Origin of the sequence: Pseudomonas vanderleydeniana (assembly GCF_014268755.2) — a bacterium.
Taxonomy (GTDB): Bacteria; Pseudomonadota; Gammaproteobacteria; order Pseudomonadales; family Pseudomonadaceae; genus Aquipseudomonas; species Aquipseudomonas vanderleydeniana.
On record NZ_CP077093.1, the window covers coordinates 3957223 to 3973982 of the forward strand.

At 64.2% G+C, this 16760-nt stretch carries 16 protein-coding genes and 1 pseudogene; 5 read left to right on the forward strand and 12 right to left on the reverse strand.

The window, feature by feature from the left end:
• Positions 1 to 9: 9 nt before the first annotated feature.
• Both HU752_RS17790 and HU752_RS17795 read right to left on the reverse strand, forming a co-directional pair.
• On the reverse strand, positions 10 to 672 hold the full coding sequence (locus tag HU752_RS17790; protein ID WP_017906992.1) for an amino acid ABC transporter permease: 663 nt from the start codon (positions 670 to 672) through the stop codon (positions 10 to 12).
• Positions 673 to 725: 53 nt separating this feature from the next.
• Positions 726 to 1574 (reverse strand): transporter substrate-binding protein, encoded by an 849-nt coding sequence (locus HU752_RS17795; RefSeq protein ID WP_186685950.1) that lies wholly within the window; start codon positions 1572 to 1574, stop codon positions 726 to 728.
• 487 nt (positions 1575 to 2061) lie between these two features.
• On the opposite strand from HU752_RS17795, the gene HU752_RS17800 reads away from it, so the two are divergent.
• Both HU752_RS17800 and HU752_RS17805 read left to right on the forward strand, forming a co-directional pair.
• Positions 2062 to 2511 carry an Sbal_3080 family lipoprotein gene (locus HU752_RS17800; protein WP_186685947.1) on the forward strand — a complete coding sequence of 150 codons (450 nt, stop codon included), beginning with the start codon at positions 2062 to 2064 and terminating at the stop codon, positions 2509 to 2511.
• 435 nt (positions 2512 to 2946) lie between these two features.
• Positions 2947 to 3213, forward strand: coding sequence for a DUF2790 domain-containing protein (locus tag HU752_RS17805; protein ID WP_186685944.1), 267 nt, complete (start codon positions 2947 to 2949; stop codon positions 3211 to 3213).
• Positions 3214 to 3327: 114 nt separating this feature from the next.
• Here HU752_RS17805 and HU752_RS17810 read toward each other — a convergent pair whose 3' ends face one another.
• Complete coding sequence (locus tag HU752_RS17810) at positions 3328 to 4083, reverse strand: IclR family transcriptional regulator (protein ID WP_186685941.1); 756 nt, start codon at positions 4081 to 4083, stop codon at positions 3328 to 3330.
• 95 nt (positions 4084 to 4178) lie between these two features.
• Between HU752_RS17810 and HU752_RS17815 the strand changes: the two genes are divergently transcribed.
• Genes HU752_RS17815 through HU752_RS17825 form a run of 3 tightly spaced genes read left to right on the forward strand, consistent with a single transcriptional unit; the run spans position 4179 to position 8165 of the window.
• Positions 4179 to 5711 carry an MFS transporter gene (locus HU752_RS17815; protein WP_186685938.1) on the forward strand — a complete coding sequence of 511 codons (1533 nt, stop codon included), beginning with the start codon at positions 4179 to 4181 and terminating at the stop codon, positions 5709 to 5711.
• Entirely contained in the window at positions 5708 to 6736 is a 1029-nt protein-coding gene (locus HU752_RS17820; protein ID WP_186685935.1) for an HlyD family secretion protein, read from the forward strand. Before HU752_RS17815 ends, HU752_RS17820 begins: the two co-directional genes overlap by 4 nt.
• 1 nt (position 6737) lies before the next feature.
• Positions 6738 to 8165, forward strand: coding sequence for an efflux transporter outer membrane subunit (locus tag HU752_RS17825; RefSeq protein WP_186685932.1), 1428 nt, complete (start codon positions 6738 to 6740; stop codon positions 8163 to 8165).
• Between the two features lie 152 nt (positions 8166 to 8317).
• Here HU752_RS17825 and HU752_RS17830 read toward each other — a convergent pair whose 3' ends face one another.
• From HU752_RS17830 to HU752_RS17870, 9 genes and pseudogenes are all read right to left on the reverse strand, one after another.
• Positions 8318 to 8830, reverse strand: coding sequence for a GNAT family N-acetyltransferase (locus HU752_RS17830; RefSeq protein WP_186685929.1), 513 nt, complete (start codon positions 8828 to 8830; stop codon positions 8318 to 8320).
• Between the two features lie 45 nt (positions 8831 to 8875).
• Positions 8876 to 9853 (reverse strand): LysR substrate-binding domain-containing protein, encoded by a 978-nt coding sequence (locus tag HU752_RS17835; protein ID WP_186686151.1) that lies wholly within the window; start codon positions 9851 to 9853, stop codon positions 8876 to 8878.
• Positions 9854 to 9911: 58 nt separating this feature from the next.
• Positions 9912 to 10865 carry a peptidylprolyl isomerase gene (locus tag HU752_RS17840; RefSeq protein WP_186685926.1) on the reverse strand — a complete coding sequence of 318 codons (954 nt, stop codon included), beginning with the start codon at positions 10863 to 10865 and terminating at the stop codon, positions 9912 to 9914.
• A complete protein-coding gene (locus tag HU752_RS17845; protein ID WP_186685923.1) occupies positions 10862 to 11344 on the reverse strand; it encodes a YbjN domain-containing protein in 483 nt (160 codons plus the stop codon). The genes HU752_RS17840 and HU752_RS17845 overlap by 4 nt, the downstream gene beginning before the upstream one ends.
• 17 nt (positions 11345 to 11361) lie before the next feature.
• Positions 11362 to 12003: a DNA repair protein gene (locus HU752_RS17850; protein ID WP_186685920.1), complete on the reverse strand. Its 642-nt coding sequence runs from the start codon at positions 12001 to 12003 to the stop codon at positions 11362 to 11364.
• A gap of 18 nt (positions 12004 to 12021) precedes the next feature.
• Entirely contained in the window at positions 12022 to 13719 is a 1698-nt protein-coding gene (locus HU752_RS17855; RefSeq protein ID WP_186685917.1) for a putative porin, read from the reverse strand.
• A gap of 39 nt (positions 13720 to 13758) precedes the next feature.
• Positions 13759 to 14465 (reverse strand): annotated as a pseudogene (locus HU752_RS17860) (energy transducer TonB).
• Between the two features lie 2 nt (positions 14466 to 14467).
• Positions 14468 to 14893 carry an ExbD/TolR family protein gene (locus HU752_RS17865; protein WP_017907004.1) on the reverse strand — a complete coding sequence of 142 codons (426 nt, stop codon included), beginning with the start codon at positions 14891 to 14893 and terminating at the stop codon, positions 14468 to 14470.
• A 15-nt stretch (positions 14894 to 14908) separates the two neighbouring features.
• Positions 14909 to 16741: a DUF2341 domain-containing protein gene (locus tag HU752_RS17870; RefSeq protein WP_186684856.1), complete on the reverse strand. Its 1833-nt coding sequence runs from the start codon at positions 16739 to 16741 to the stop codon at positions 14909 to 14911.
• Between the last annotated feature and the right edge of the window lie 19 nt (positions 16742 to 16760).

Genomic DNA, 16760 nt, shown 5'->3' on the forward strand with positions numbered 1-16760 from the left:
GGCAGGCTCCTAGCGGCGAATCGCCAGACGCTGTTCGAGCTGACGCAGCATCAGGGCAATGAGGTAACAGGCAGCCACGTAGAGCGCGGTGGTCACCAGCCAGGTTTCGATCACCCGGTAGCTCTCCACGTTGATCTTGCGGGCGTAATAGGTCAGCTCCGGCACGGCGATGGCGGCCGCCAGGGAGGTGTCCTTGAACAGCGAGATGAAGTTGTTGGACAGCGCCGGCAGCACATTGCGCAGCATCACCGGCACCGTGATGTAGGCACGCACCTGCCACTCGCCCAGGCCGATCGCCAGCCCGGCCTCGCGCTGGCCCTTGGGAATGCTCAGCAGGCCGGCACGGAACACTTCGGTCAGATAGGCGCCGGCATACAGCGACAGGGTGATGATGAACGAGGGGATCTTGTCCAACCGGATGCCCAGGCTCGGCATGGCGAAATAGATCAACAGGATCAGCACCAGGATCGGCGTATTGCGGATCACCGTGACGTACACCGAGGCCAGCGTGCGCAGAGTGCGATGCTTGCTGAGCAAGGCGAACGCCATCATCAGGCCGATCACGCAGCCGATGGCGATCGACACCAGCGCCAGCTCCAGGCCCAACCCGAGCCCTGCGAGCAAGCTGGGGAAGTCACGCCAGACGGCAGCAAAATTCAACTGATAGTTCATGGTTCACAGTACCTTCGACAGGGCACCGCCGACGGTGCCCTGTCCTTGAGGGGTCACTTGAATTCGACGGGGAAACCGATTTCCGGGGTGGGCAGGTCGACCCCGAACCACTTCTTGAAGGAAGCGGCATAGGTCGGGAACTCGACACCGGTCATCGACTCATGCAGGGCGGTGTTGACGAAGTTCAGCCAGTCCTGGTCGCCGCGCTTGACCGCACAGGCGTAGGTTTGCGGGCTCCAGGCGTAGGCCGGGCTGCGGTAGCGACCGGGGTTCTGCACCATCAGGTACTTGACCGAGGACTGGTCGGTGGCGGCGGCATCGGCCCGTCCCGAGTTCACGGCCTGGTACATCAGGTCGACGCTGTCGTACTGGTCGACCTTGGCCTGCGGCAGTGCCTGGTGCACCAGTTCCTCGGCGTAGACGTTCTGCAGCACGGCCACGGTGACCTTGTCGCCAGCGGCCTTGAGGTCGTCGATCTCCTTGTACTTGCTGTTGTTCGGCAACAGCAGGCCAACCCCTTCGCGGTAGTAAGGCAGGGTGAACGCCACCTGTTGGGCACGGCTGGCGGTGACGGTGATGAACTGGCAACTGATGTCGACCTTGTCGGTCAGCAGGTTGGGAATCCGCGCGTCGGACGACTGCACCACGTACTCGACCTTGCTGGCGTCATTGAACAGGCCCTTGGCAATCATTGCGCCGATGTCGATATCGAAGCCCTGCAACTTGCCGTCTGCGCCCTGGAAGTGCCAAGGCGCGTTGGTGCTGCCGGTGCCGACAATCAGGTGACCGCGCTTGAGCACACTGTCGAGCTTGCTGTCAGCGGCCTGGGCCGTCCCGACCGCAACCGCCGTGGCGGCCAGAATGAAAGCACAGGCTTTGAACAAGGAAGGTACGCGTTGCATGACGTTGCACTCCGATGATGTGTATTCCGCTATAGCGGAACTTGGTATGTAACAACGGAATAGACAGCAGAAAGTGTGCCACAGGAAATCGCAGTCGTTAATCGATCGGGTAAAATTCAGGAAAATCAGACAGATAGATTCTTCAAGGAAAAGCAGTGACGGAGGGGGCGCCGGGGCAGGTGCTACGGAAGGCCACGCGGGAGTGGGTGCCTGGGCCCCAAAGCGGTGCGCGCGCGCCCCCTGTGATGCGAGGGGTTCCTTCGCTCCGGTCCGACGCCTCGGTAAGTCCGGCTCCCACGCGGTATTGTCGTGCCCAGAAGTCGTGTGAACACTGAAAACCGTGGGAGCCGGATTTATCCGCGAAGAGGCAAGCAGGTTCGATGCAAAACCCGGATAAGCCCACCGGCTTCCGCTTTGCCCCGCCGAGGCAAACCGCTAGGATACCGCCCTCTTCCCACCGCCCTTGCGGGCCTACATGGATGTCGTGATGCGTTCGCTGCTTCTGTTCTGTTTCGTAACACTGATCACCGGCTGCAGCATCAGGCAGCAAGTCACTCCGGTGGACTTCGCCGCCAACCCCGCCGCGCGGATCTGCGTGATTCCGGCCGATGGCGTGCGCGAGTCGTTTACCGATGCCTATGCCAATGCCCTGAAAGCCAAGGGTTTCACGGTGGAGGTGCTGCCCAGTGTCAGCAACCCGCAGAACTGCCCCCTGAGCAGCACGCTTCTGGGGCGCTGGAGCTGGGACATGGCGCTGTATCTGTCGGAGGTGGACATCAAGGTCTATCAGTTCGGCCGGGAAGTCGGCTCGGCGACCTACAACTCAAGAAGTGGCTCGTTTCGCATGGACAAGTTCATCAATGCCGAAAACAAGCTCAAGGAACTGACCAATCAGTTGTTCCCGATCGGCGTACGCCCGCTCAGCGCCCAGCGCTGAGCCAGGACAGCCTGGCGCCATCCCGTGTGTGCTTCAGGCTACTGAAGCACCATCACCAGGACTACGGCGAACGTCAGTAAAACCGCGGCCATACCGGCCATGTACAGCGCAAACCCCTTCGCCATGCTGATCCCCCCAAAATTGAACCTGGAAACCGCTGTCGTTTTTTTGACCCTGCCGGCAGTCGGTGGCGCAGTTTATCAGCAGGCGATGTGTTTTTGACATTATTTTTTGCATGGGCTTTCCTTGCGATCCGCCCCATCGCAACCAGCACTCCGTTAGCTCCCTAATAAAAAGTTCTACACTTAACCAAACGTTAATCGCACCCATGGAAAGTGAAATCGACCGCGTCAGCGCAGATCCCTTCTGCCGCCCTGCGCGGCATGTTCAACACACGGTGGTTGGACGAAACCCAAGCTGATTCGGAGAAAGATCATGAAACTTCGCACCCTGCTGATCACGGGCACCCTGGCCCTGACCGCCGTCGCCGGCGCAGCCCAGGCCGACACGACAGCGACTGCCCAAGCCGTGCCCTACCACTACGGCATGCCCCTGAACATCGACAGGGTCGTCTCCCTGACCGAGCAGCCTACCTCGGAGTGCAAGGTGGTCACGGCCGACATGAAGTTCATCGACAAGGCCGGCAAGACCGAGGATGTCAGCTATCGCAAGCTGTCGGACGCCTGCAATTTCAACAATTGATCCCCCTTGACTGCGGGAGCCGGCTTGCTGGCGATAGCGGTCTGCCAGAGAGCCTTTCAGCACCTGACACACGGCTATCGCCAGCAAGCCGGCTCCTACGAATAACGCAGGGGCTCAGCGATTATCGAAAGCCTTGAGCATCGCCTTCTGCGTCGCCAGCAACCGCTCCTGCACCTGTTCACGGGTCCCCTCGAGGCGCGCTGACGGCGCCACCACGCACAACGCGTAGGCACTCTGCCCCGTCACCAGTTCAACACCCATGGCACTCACGCCCGGCATATGCCCATCGGCGTCGAATGCCACGCCCGTACGCCGCACTTGCGCCAGCTCGGCCAACAGATCCGGCCAATGGGTCTTGGTCTGAGGCGTCAGGCTCTTGAGCTGCTTGCCCAACAGCTGCACCACGGCCTCGTCACTCATCCGCGCCAACAACACCTTGCCCCCGGAGGTGGCGTGCATGGTCAGGAATGACGTGGCGTCCGGCACCACTCGCAGCGGCTGGTTCGACACTGCCATCTGCAGAATCAGCAACTCGGCGCCGCTGGCATGCAGCAGCACGACAGTCTCGCCGGTCTCGCGCGACAGCTGCTCCAGGTACGGCTTGGCCTTTTGTGTCACATCGATGTGACTGTGCGACGCCAAGCGCATCAGCGCCGGCCCCAGGCGCACACCCGCCGGCCCCTGGACTTCCAGCAACTGCTCCTGGGCCAGGGCATCCACCAGGCGCTGGACCGTCGAGCGCGGCAGATCAATGCGCTTGGCGATCGCACCCAGGCTCAAGCCACCCGGCTCATCTTCCAGGCAGCGCAGGATGGCGGCGGCCCGGCTGATCACCTGGATCCCCCCGCGTTCGGTTTCAGGGACTGACATCGACATTGCTCCTATGTACCGCTCACTGATACAGTGTACCGAAATATTGCTTGCGGTGACGTTTTCGCGCAACCGCCCCTACAGGATTTGCGTGCATGCTGTCCCCACCACCCGGGCCGCCCGTGGCCGTGCCCTTCGACCGTCGCCTGATCATCGGGCTGATCGGCGTACTGATCGCCGCGCTGACCTCGGGCATCAACGACCGGGTCACCGAACTGGCGCTGGCGGATGTGCTGGGGGCCTTCGGCATCGGCCATGACGAAGGCACCTGGATCAGCGCATTGTATGCAGCGGCGGAAGTCTCGGCGATGCTGATCGCGCCCTGGCTGGCGGTGACCTTCTCGCTACGGCGCTTCGCCATGGCCATGACCCTGGCCTTCGGCTTTTTCGGCGTGCTCTGCCCCCTGGCGCCGAACCTCGAGGCCCTGTTGCTGCTACGCGTGCTGCAGGGACTGGCCGGCGGCGCCCTGCCACCGCTGCTGATGACCGTGGCCCTGCGCTTCCTGCCCTGGCACTACAAGCTCTACGGACTGTCGGCCTATGCACTGACCGCCACCTTCGGCCCGAACATCTCCCTGCCACTGGCCGCCACCTGGACCGAAAACCTCGACTGGCGCCTGGTGTTCTGGCAGATCGCCCCTTGCTGCCTGCTGGCCACCGCCTTCATCGCCTACGGTATCCCGCAGGACCCGCTGCGCCTGGAGCGCTTCAAGCAGGCCGACTGGCGTGGTGCCCTGCTCGGCTGCGGCGGTCTGGCCATGCTGGTGATCGGTCTGCTGCAGGGCGAGCGCCTGGACTGGTTCGCCTCGCCGCTGATCTGCCTGCTGCTGGGCGGTGCGGCCATCTGCCTGCCGCTGTTTCTGCTCAACGAGTGGTTCCACCCGCTGCCACTGTTCAAGGTGCAACTGCTCGAGCGCCGCAACTTCGCCTATGGCATCGCCACCCTGGCGCTGTTCGTCATGGTCTCGATGACCGGCGTCGCCCTGCCGGCCAACTACCTGGCGCACATCCAGGGCTATCGCGCCGAGCAGACCATGCCGCTGGCGCTGCTGATCGCCCTGCCGCAACTGCTGTTGGCACCGCTGGTCGCCACCGTGATCAACCGCAACTGGGTCGACTCGCGCTACGTGATCGCCTGCGGCCTGCTGCTGATGACCCTGGCCTGTCTCGGTGGCACGCAACTGACCAGCGCCTGGGTCCGTGAGGATTTCTACCCGCTGCAACTGCTGCAGACCCTTGGCCAGCCAATGATCGTGGTACCGCTGCTGATGATCGCCACCGGCGTGATCCAGCCCATCGAAGGCCCCTTTGCCTCGGCCATGGTCAACTCGCTGCGTGGCCTGTCGTCGGTGATCGGCGCGGTCCTGCTGGAGAACTTCATCACCGCGCGCCAGCACCTGCACTCCAACACCCTGGTCGACCAGTGGGCCTCCAGCCAGCAGGCGCTGGCTCCGCTGTTCGACGAGCAACCGCTGGCCAGCATGGCCGCGCGCCTGCGCGAGCAGGCCTTTGTCCTGAGTTTCAGCGATGCCTTCCTGGCAATGATCGGGTTGATCGCCCTCCTGGCGGTTCTCCTGTTGACCCTGCCGACCCGTCCTTTCCCTCCCCAAGCGCCGAAAATGCCATGAAACCCAAACTCTCTCTCAGCCTGGTCGGGGGTGCCGTGCTCCTGATCGTGGCCTACAGCGGCTATCACCTGCTGCACAACGACGGTACGCAGAGCACCGACGACGCCCGCATCACCGCCGACTCGGTGCTGATCGCACCGCAGATCGCCGGCGTGGTGAGCAAGGTCGCGGTGACCGACAACGAGCCGGTCAAGGCCGGCCAACTGCTGCTGGAAATCGATGCCCGCGATTACCAGGCCGCACAGGCTGCCGCCATCGCCGCAGTCAACGCCGCCCAGGCCCAGGTGAAGAACCTCGCCGCGGAACTCGAACGCCAGGCCACGCTGATCACCCAGGCCGACGCCACCCTGCGCTCCACGGCGGCCTCGCTGAAATTCGCGCAGGCCAACGCCCAGCGTTATCGCAACCTCTCGAGTTCCGGCGCGGGCACCCGTGAAGAGCAGCAGAAGTCCGAGGCCGAACTGGCCCGCTGGCAAGCCGTGCATGACCATGACGCAGCAGCCAAGCTGGAACAGCAAAAGAATCAGGAAGTGCTCAAGGCACGCCTGGAGATGGCCCACGCGGCGGTCGAACAGGCTCGCGCCACGCTGATCAAGGCCGACCTGAACGTCTCCTACACGCGAATCGTCGCCCCCCACGATGGCGTGGTGGGTCAACGCAGCGTGCGCGTCGGCGCCTATGTCGCCCCGGGCAAGGCGGTGCTGGCCGTGGTTCCGGTCAGGGATGCCTACGTCGTGGCCAACTTCCGTGAAACCCAACTGGCCCGCATGCATGCCAACCAGGCCGTCGACATCACGATCGACAGCTTCCCCGACCACACCTACACCGGCCATATCGACAGCCTCGCGCCGGCCACCGGCCTGAGCTTTTCCGCGATCGCACCGGACAACGCCACCGGCAATTTCACCAAGGTGGTGCAGCGCATCCCGGTGAAAATCGTCTTCGACCATGACCAACCGGGCCTGGACGAACTGCGCGTCGGCATGTCGGTGATCGCCCGGGTCATCACCCAGGAGAGCCGTTGAGATGCGCGGTTACCTTTGCCTGCTGGCCTTCGCCGGGCTCGGCGCCTGCAGCGTCGGCCCGGACTTCACCAAGCCTGCCGCGCACCTGCCCGACGCCTGGACCGACGCACCACAGGACGTGCGCAGCCACGCTGCGGCCCAGGCCATCGATGCCCAGTGGTGGCGGCAGTTCAACGACCCACTGCTCAGCGAACTGGTCGAGCGTGCCGCCCAGGCCAACTTCGACGTACGCACCGCCAATCAACGCCTGCTGCAAAGCCGCGCTGCCCGCCAGGTCGCTGGCGGCGACGAGTTGCCGAGCGTTGCCGCCAACGGCAGTTACCAGCGCAAGCGCAACAGCGCCGTCGGCCTGATGGACTCTTCGGGCAACAGCGGCAAGTCGCCCTTCGAGCTGTGGGGACTGGGGCTCGATGCCAGCTGGGAGATCGACCTGTGGGGCCATGTCCGGCGCGACCTGGAAGGCGCCGATGCGGCGGTCGACCTGAGCCGCGCCCAACGGGACGGCGTACTGCTCAGCGTCGCCGCGGAGACCGCCAATGACTACCTGCGCCTGCGCGGCACCCAGGCACGTCTGCAAGTGGCCCGACAGAACCTCGAGATCGCCCGGCAAAGCCGCGACCTGACCCAGACCCGCTACGACAACGGCGTCACCACCCAGCTGGACACCGCCAATGCGGCGGCCCAGGTCGCCGATATCGAAGCCCGCCTGCCGTTGCTCGAAGCGCAACAGGCCCACCTGGTCAACGCCCTGAGCTATCTGCTCGGCGAACAGCCGGGCAGTCTCGGCGCACGGCTGTTGCCAGCGGCGCCGATCCCCCTGCCGCCGCCCCGGGTGCCGGTCGGCCTGCCTTCGCAACTGGCGCAACGACGCCCGGACATCCAGCAGGCCGAAGCCGCGCTGCACCGTGCGACCGCCGCCATCGGCGTGGCCAAGGCCGATTTCTACCCGCGGGTCAGCCTCGGTGGCGGCTTTGGCTTCCAGACCCTGAAGGGTTCGGACATCGGGGGTTGGGACGCGCGGCAATGGAGCTTCGGCCCCAGCCTGTACCTGCCGATCTTCCAGGGTGGTCGCCTGACCGGAACCCTCGAACTGCGCGAGCACCAGCAGCAGGAAGCGGCGTTGAACTACCAGCGCACCGTGCTCGGTGCCTGGCATGAAGTGGACAATGCCTTGACCGACTACAGCGCCGAACAGCGCCATCATGCGGCCCTGGAAGAAGCGGTGAAGCAGAACCAGATCGCCCTGGCCAATGCCCGGCAGCGCTACAGGGAAGGTGCCGTGGACTTCATCAACGTGCTGGGCGTACAGCGTGCGCTGATAGCCAACCAGAGCGAACTGGCCGACAGCTCGACCAGCGTGTCGACCAATCTGGTGCAGCTCTACAAGGCGCTGGGCGGTGGCTGGCCGCAGCCGGCCAAGGACCTCTGAGCCTCAAACAGGTAGCTGGGTAGCTGGAGGGAGTTTGCGCCAACCCTGTGGGAGCGGGCTTGCCCGCGAAGAATACACCGCGCGTTCCCTGAACGAACGCCGTGCCCTTTTCGCGGGCAAGCCCGCTCCCACAAAAAGCACAAGTCCGAGCGCTACTGGCGAAGCCGCGCCATGTTCAGCGTATCGGTCAGCACCCCATCGCGAATCGCATAGGCGCGCATCACCCCCTCCTCCTCGAAACCGAACTTGCGGTACAAGGCCTGGGCCGCCTTGTTGTCGACATAGACGCTCAACTCGACCCGCTGCAGGTTCATCCAGTTATCCGCCACCTCCAGCACCGCCGCCAGCAATTGCGAACCGATACCCTGGCCCTGCCAGGCCGTCGCCACGCCCATGCCGATACTGCCGGCATGACTGCGGCGCACCCGCGCATACTGCTCCAGCGAGCAACTGCCGATCACTACTCCCTGATGCAGCGCCACCAGCGACAGCTGGTGCTCGTTGCCCTGGTTCTGCAGCAGCCGTTGACGCCACACCTCGGTGGACTGGAAGGGCATCTGCAGGACCTGGCGACAGACCGCCGGCTCGTTGTAGAGCGCAGTGATGCCGTCGATGTGGGCTTCGCGAAAGCGTTCGATGACAATGGCGGGAGAGTCGGTGGGCATCGTCTTTTTAATCCATGAAAAATGACAAGGCCGCCCAGTGTATACCTATTCAAACCACTCCCGCCGCTCCCGGAAGGTGTTCAGGATCAACTCGACAAGCATCTGCACCTCTTCCCGCCCCTCGGCTGCACGATGGCTGGCCAGCCAGGCACGCCGCTGCATGCCAGCATCGAATAGCCCAGGCAATGCCGCCAGGCCGCGATCGTAACGAGTGATGTAGCGTGGCAGCAGGCCGATGCAGGCGCCGCAGCGGATCATTTCCAGCATCAGCTCGTAGGAATGCACCTGCACCACACCGGCCAGGCGCTGCTCCAGCAACTGGTTCCATGGCTGGAAGCCGTCGATCTGGCGATCCTGCTGCCATTGCACCAGCATGTAGTCTTCCAGGTCCTCCAGCGAATCCGGGCGCACCGCCACCCGCGAGTAGCGCTTGGCGATGTGCGGCAGGTAATCCAGTCGCGCCAGGGGTTGTGGCGTGGTGATGTCGAAGCTCGGCCCCGGCAACGGCGAGTCGCCGTCCGACAACCAGACCACCACTTCGGCGCTCAGCGCCTGCAATGACAACACACTGTCCACCGGGATGATCTCCAGTCGCACGCTGGCATTACGACGCAGCAGCGCGATCAGGTCGCGGCCGAGGATGTCGTGCAGGATCGACTCGGCAATCGCCAACCTCACCAAAGGCTGCTCCATGACCGGCAGCCGTCGCTCGTTGGCCAGGGCCAGCAGTTGTGCCTGCAGGTGTTGCCCCTCGCGGCTCAGGGTCAGGGCGCTGCCCTGGTAGACGAACAATGGCCGATTGAGCTGGTCTTCGAGCAACGCCAGTTGCTTGCGCAACTGGGTCGATTTGATATTCAGGCTGCGCGCCGCCTGCATGAAGCAGCCGCAGCGGGCACTGGCGAGAAAGAACTGGGCAATCTCCGGCTCGATCCGTTCGGCCAGCGCCAACCAGGTCCCGTGGGTCTCGACCGGGCCGTGGTACTGCGCGTCGCCCATGCGCTGGGCGGATTCATTCAACGACATCATTCAGACTCCCTGTCAGCGCCTCATGGCGCCCAACCATCCAATGGCAAGTTTCCCGTCAGTGCTTGTCTTCCAGCACCTGATTGAGGACCGCGCCATCGATACTCAAGGTCGCGGTGTTCAGCATGCCCTCCAGATAGGCCTTGGCAATCTGCTGCTGACGCTGGGCCCGCAAGGCTTCGCGCAAGCGGTCGCGCAGCTCGTCGAGAGTGGCCGTACGCGAGGGCTGCAGCTCGGTGAGCTTGACGATGTGGAAGCCCGCCGGGCTCTGCACCGGATCCGCCACCTGACCGACCTTCAGCCGCGACAACGCCCCACGCACTTCCGGCACCAGTTGCTGCAGCGGCTGCAACCCGGTATCCCCGCCTCGCTTGGCGGTTTCGCGGTCCTGGGAGTACTGGGTCGCCAACGCGGCGAACTCACCCGGCGCGACCTGGGCCTTGCGGCTCAGTTCCACCGCCTGTTTGCGCACACTTTCCAGGGACTGCGGATCGGACACCGCCAGGAAGATCTGGCTGACCCGATACAGCGCCGGCGTTTGCCACTGCGACTTGCCGCTTTCATAGGCCTGCTGCAGCTCCTCGGCATTCGGGTAGTCCGCCGGTACCTGGCTGACCGACGCCAGGTAGTTGCGGAAGACGATCTGCTCAGTGGCCGCCCGGGTCTGCTGCTCGATTTCCGGACGCTGGCGCCAGCCCTGGGCATCGGCCTGTTCGAGCACCGCCTTCTCCGCCAGGCGAGTGCGGATCCAGCTCTCCAGGGCGCCGCGGTTGGTGCGCAATTGCTCGCGCGACTCCGCTGGCATGGCTGCGAACAGTGCTTTCAGTTCCTCCGGCGCCACTTGCTGGTTGCCCAGCCGGGCCACCGCCGGAGCACTCGCTGCGGGTGGCACGACGGCCGGGGCCGGCTGCACCGCCGCCACCGGATCGTTACCCGGACGCATGGCCAGGGCGACGGCCCCGACCAGCACGGCCAGCGCACCCGCGCCGGCCAGCAGGCTGCCTTTCTTCACAGGGTCGCCTCCTCCTCTTGCACCACCGGCGCGGCGGTGGCCTGGGCCTGCAACTGCGCGCCCTGCTGGCTGTATTCACGCAGGTAGACGATGAACTCCTGCAGCAGGCGATCCCACAGTTCCAGGTTGGCGCGCAGGTAGTTGACGCTGACACCGGCGGCGACCACGACGTCCATTTCCATCACCAGGAACTCGCCCTGCACCGACAACCGAGCGAAACGCCGCGAAGCGTTCCACAACTCGGCCAGGCCAACCGGCAGCTCACCCTGCACGCGCAGGGCGCAGCTGTAGGTGAAGTCGACATAACCGCCCTCCTGCACCGAGGGATTGCCGAAGCGCACGGCGTAGCCAATGCCCTGGCTGGCGCTGAGCAGTTGCACGATACCGTTCTGGTCGGTGTGGTTGACCCGGTAGCCGGCGCCTTGCAGCAGTTCGGTCAGGCTGTCGGGAGTGACTTGCTCGATCAGTTGTTCGCTCATGGATATTCTTCCTTGTGTCATGGATTCAGGGATGCGTGGGTCGCATCGAACTGGTTCTTGTAGAGGTCATCACCAAAGGCCTGGGCCATTTCCTCGAACTTGACCCGGGCGCTGCCGGCGAACGGCTGGCGGATCTTCATCACCTCGGCCACGTCGATCTTCTCGTAGGCGGCGAGGATCTCCTTGGCGACCCCGTACATCTGTTGATTCTTGGCTGAACATTGCTGCACTTGTGTGTCACGCTCGGCCAACTGTCCCTGCAACTTGGCGCGTTCGGCCTCCTTGGTCTTGGCCATCACCAGCAACTCGTCATAGGCTTTCTTGTACTTGCCCAACTGCTCGTTGGCCGCCACCGAGAAAGCCTGCGCCTGGCTCTGCAGGGCCTGCTGCTGACCGGCCAGTTGCTCGCTGAGGCCCTTGGCCTTGGCCAGCTCGGCGGTCAGTTGCTTGATCTGCGCCTGGGCGGCCTTGGCCTGGTTCTCGGCGGCAATCCGTGCCGCGCTGGCCTGGGCCTGCTCGCTCTGCAACGCCTGCAACTGCTGGGTGGTGCTGCGCAACTGGGTCCGCAGGCGCTCCTCCATGCCTTCGGCGCTGGCGCCGTGGGCAGTGAAGAGACCAACGGTCAGCAGGCACAACGCTGCCGGGATTCGCCTGTTCATGGGAGTTCTCCTTCGTGCTTAGAAGCGCGTGTTCAGCTCAAGTTGGAAGACATCGACCTGGAACGGATCGCCATAGACTTCCTCGGCACTCAACCAGCGGGCCGAGGCGACGATGTTCTTGTCCAGGCTGTAGTTGCCGCCGATGAAGTAACCCTTGGCGTTGGTGCCGCCCAGGTGGAAGGAGGAGTCGTTGAAACCGTCCGGCAAGGCATCCGGCTGGATGTACTTGTAGCCGGCGTAGAGGTTCCAGTCGCCCTTCTTCTTCAGTTCCAGGGCATTGCCGAGGGTGAATTGCATCATCAGCGCACTGCCACCACTTTCGAACTCGCCATTGCTGTTGATGTTGTTGACGATCTGGCCTTCGGAGCGTTTGAGCATCTCGCCCTTGTCGTAAGCCAGGTTATGAATGAAGTTGGCCTGGCTGCGCAGCTTGAAGTCTTCAGGCAGTTGCGTGTCCCAGGCCAGGTTCAGGTCCAGTACGTTGAACTCCGAGGCCAGGCCCAGGTATTGGGGCTGCGGCGTCAGGTTCGGGTTGGTCGGGTTCGGCGTGATATTGCGCAACAGGAATACGCTGTTGCCATGCTGCATGAACGCCAGGCGCGTACCGTCGGTGTCGCAGCCGGGCTGCCCTTCCCAAGGTTTGCAGGGGCTGGAACGCTTGCCTTCGATATCGTTGAAGCTGTAGTAGGCCGCCGAGCCCTTGAGGCTGTTGTCGGCGTTGATCTTCCAGTTGGCGCCGATCTGCCCACCGATCAGCCATTTGTTCTGGCTGTCGGCCTTGTCGACACCGTTGCTGGTTTCCGAGTCCGAGGTGTACTCGACCGGGAATGCGCCGAGGGTGCCGAACAGCCCCCATTCGCTGTTGAGCTTCTGGTTGAACACCGCCGCCACCCCGTCGAAGTTCAGGTCCGGCGAATACATCATGTCGGTGGAGTAGAACGGGTTGGCAAAACGCCCGCCAGTCACGGTCAGGCGATCGGAGGGTTTCCAGCTGATGTAGCCCTGGTCGAGCCAGATGCTCTTCTTGGCGAAGCCGCCCCCCAGGGTCTGGGTGGTCGAGACCGGGTTGTTGTCGGAGCCGGTGCCGATGCGCACGCCGGCCATCCACTCCGGCGCCAGTACCGCTTTCATGCCCAGACGGGCGCGCAGGCGGAACAGGTTCTCGCGATCCTCACGGCTGTTGAGCAGCGGCGGAAACTGGGTGTTGGAGAACCGGTTCACATCATAAGGCGAACCGCTGTTGATCTTCGCATAGTCGACCAGGTTGTTGCTGTTGCCGCCGGAAAAGTAACGCGACTCGTCCCTCACGCGCAGGTCACCGTCAAAGGTGATACGCGATACCCAGTCCGGGAACGTGTTGGGCTGTGCCCAGTTTTCCTGCTTGGCGGTCGCCATGACCTCGGCCTTGACCTGGTCACGAATCTGATCGCGAACGATCGCCGGCACGTACTGTACCCGCACCTCTCCCGGTGCTGCCGCAGGTGCGGCGGCCGCCACGGCATTGGCCTGGCGTGCCTGTACCGCTTCCTTTTCGGCCTGGGCGATCAAGCCATCGGCCTGTTCCTGCTTGAGCACGCCCTGCTGCACCAGCAGGCGGATCAGATTGATCGTGGCGTTCTCCGAAGGCGCGGCGGGCTGTGCCGCCACCGCCTGGCCGACCAGGGTCGCGATGACCATGCCGACCGCCAGGGTCAATCGATTCACGTTGGAAATCATTTGCACACAACTCCTGTTGAAAAGCGTGAAAGTGTTCGATCAGTCCGGGCGTCGGCCCTTGAGCGATACGCGAATGGGCAACGTCAATGAAGCCGGTGTGCGCTCCTTGAAACGCGGTGCGTTCTGCAGGGACGCGATAATCCGCTCGTCAACCTTCGGCTCGCCGGTCCCCTTGACCATGGCCACCTTGAGTACATCGCCGTCCGCCGAGAGCCAGAAATCGACCTGTACCGAGAACGCCAGCCGGCGCAAATCCGGGTCGTCGCGCAGTAGGCGTTGCAGGGTCACGGCCAGGTACTGCTTGTAGGTCCCCGTCCCCAACCCGCCCCGCCGGAGCCCGCCATGCCACTGCCCTTGCCCGCACCGACGTTGAACCCGTCGTTGCCGGCCTGGGCGTCGCCGTCGATCTGCATCGGGTTGGCCAGGTCGTCCGCCGGCGACGGCGGCGCCTCTTCCTGGGGCTTGACCTCTTCCGGCTCGGGCGTCGGCTCAGGCACCTTCTCTTCCACCGGTGGATCCGGTTCCTTGGGCTTTTCCGGCTCAGGAGGCGGCGGGGGTGGCGGAGGCGGCAACGGGACGATCATCGGCACCTTCGGCGCCTCGCGTCGGACCCCACTCATGTCATGTGCCCACTGCCACAGGAACCAGGCGGCGGCGGCCCCCAGCAGCAACCCGGCGCCCCACTTCAGCAGGCGCAACGGCGACGTTTTCACGGGCTCGGGGCTGATCGGTAATTTGGCGGTCATGGTCAGCCCTGGCTCGGTTTGCCGGTGACCAGCCCGACCTGCGACAGCTCCAGGCGCCGCAGCAGGTCGAGCACTTCGATCACTTTCTGGTACTGCACGGTGGCGTCACCGCGCACGATGATCGGAAAGTCCGGGTTCTGCGCCTTCTCGATGCGCAGGCGTTCCTCCAGCTCCGGCAGGGTCACCGGATAGGCGTCGAGGAATACCTGGCCACCGTCGTTGACCGAGATGGCCTTGGTCTTGGCCTCGGACAGCGACACCGAGGCACTGGCCTTGGGCAAATGGATCTGGATCCCCGAGACCTGGGCCGTGGCGGTGAGGATGAACATCACCAGCACCACCATCAGCACGTCCACCAGGGGCGTGATGTTGATGCTGTCGACGGCGGCGTCTTCATCGTCGTCGTGGGAGGCGTTTACGGAAGCCATGGCAGTTCCCTCCCCTTAGACCGAAAGCAGGTCGACGGCATGCTGGCCGGCCTGGGCGTGTCGGGCACGATTGGCGTCATGGCTCTGTCCCTCGCCGTGCATCTCCGCCAGACGGGTGATGAACTCGTCGACGAACACCCGCATGTCGGCGCTGACTTCCTTGTTGCGGGTAATCAGGCGGTTGTAGCCGAACAGCGCCGGAATCGCGACGAACAGGCCCATGGCGGTCGCCAGCAAAGCCGCGGCCATGCCCGGGGCAATGGCGTTGATGTTGACGTCGCCGGCCATGGCCGTGCCGAGGAACACCACCATGATCCCCAGCACCGTACCGAGCAGGCCGATGTACGGGCCGCCGGCGATGGCGTTGGAGAGGGTCGAGAGCTTCGCGCCCAGTTGCTGGTTCTCCCGGGTACGCACGCCGTCCATGGAGCAGCGGATGGCCTCGATGGTGGCGGCCGATACCGATGAGGTGTCGGCGCCCTGGGCGCGACGGGTACGGATCTCCTTGACCGCGACCAGGTACAGGCGCCACAGCGAGGAATGCTCCAGGCGACGGGCCAGGTCCTGGTCGTCGGCGAACATTTCCAGGCGTGTGCCGACCTGGGCGAACTGCTCGCGGAAGGCCTCGTTGGCACGGCTGACGCGGCTCAGGGCGCGGTTCTTGCGGATCATGATGACCCACGACTGCAGCATCATCAGCACCAGGATGGCGATGATCACCCAGGCGTCCGCCGGCACCGACTTGAGCAGGAAGCCCAGGCTGCCGAAGCCGAACCCGGATTGTTCCTCATCGGCGCCATAGGCGACCAGCTTCGACTCGGCGCCTTGCGCCGTGGCATCGGCCAGCAATGCAGCGGCCGGCCGCACGACCTTGGACAGGCGCAGCTCATCGATGGCGCCATTGAAGGCCGCGAAGGTGCTCGGCGCCGCAGACGGGTCGGCGGCCGGTACATCACCGCCCATGGCGATCGGCGAATTGAAGGCCGCCACTTCCTGGGCCAGGCTGGCGGTTTCACGACCGTTGACGAACACCGAGACCTTGCTGCCCTGGGCGGTCAGCGCCAGGTGCTGCCACTGGCCGGGATTGAGCGGCTGGGTCGAGACGGCGCGCTGACCGTTGACCTCGACGAACGGCGTGCCCTGGCTGACACCGAGCAGAAAGGCATGACCCCCTTCACGACGAGCCATCAGCAGTTGATCACCCGAAGCCTGGTCCAGACGCACCCAGGCGCTCAGGGTGAAGGCACCCCCGGCGGTGTATTGCAGCGACGGGCTGGCCGGCAACATCAGCGGCTGTCCGTTGAACTGCAGGGCCCCGCCGATCACACCGTCGATGCGGCTGCCGGTGGCGTTCTGCGCGTTGTTGGAGAAGGCCGTGGCATCCTTGGCCGGTGTCCCCGGAGCCCCATCGAAGTGATAGACCGCCGTGTAGTTCGGCTCGAAGGCCAGTTGCCCATTGCTGGTGGCGGGTGCCTTCTGGTTGCCGTAGTACATCCAGATGTCCTGGCGCTGGCCGCCTTCGACCTTGGGCACATCGACCCAGATCAGCGCCATGCCCATCAGCGGGTCGAAGCTTTCGATCTGGTAGTTGAGCACGGTCTTGTCGTCGGCCGCGATGAAGCGCAGGTCCGAGCCGTCTTCCTTGACCCCGTCGAACGTGAAGTTGCCGGTGTGCAGGCGCACCAGCAGGCTGGTGCGGCCCAGGGCCTCGTTGATGGCCGCGCCCTGGGGCGTGGTGTCGACGGTGATCTGCTTGCGGTAATGCCAGTCGTCCTGCCACCAGGCCTGGGCAGTGGCCGGGAGCACGAAGCCCAGGCAGATCAACAGGGACACGATTAAGCGTGACATGCGGTGGTTCTCCGTCAGT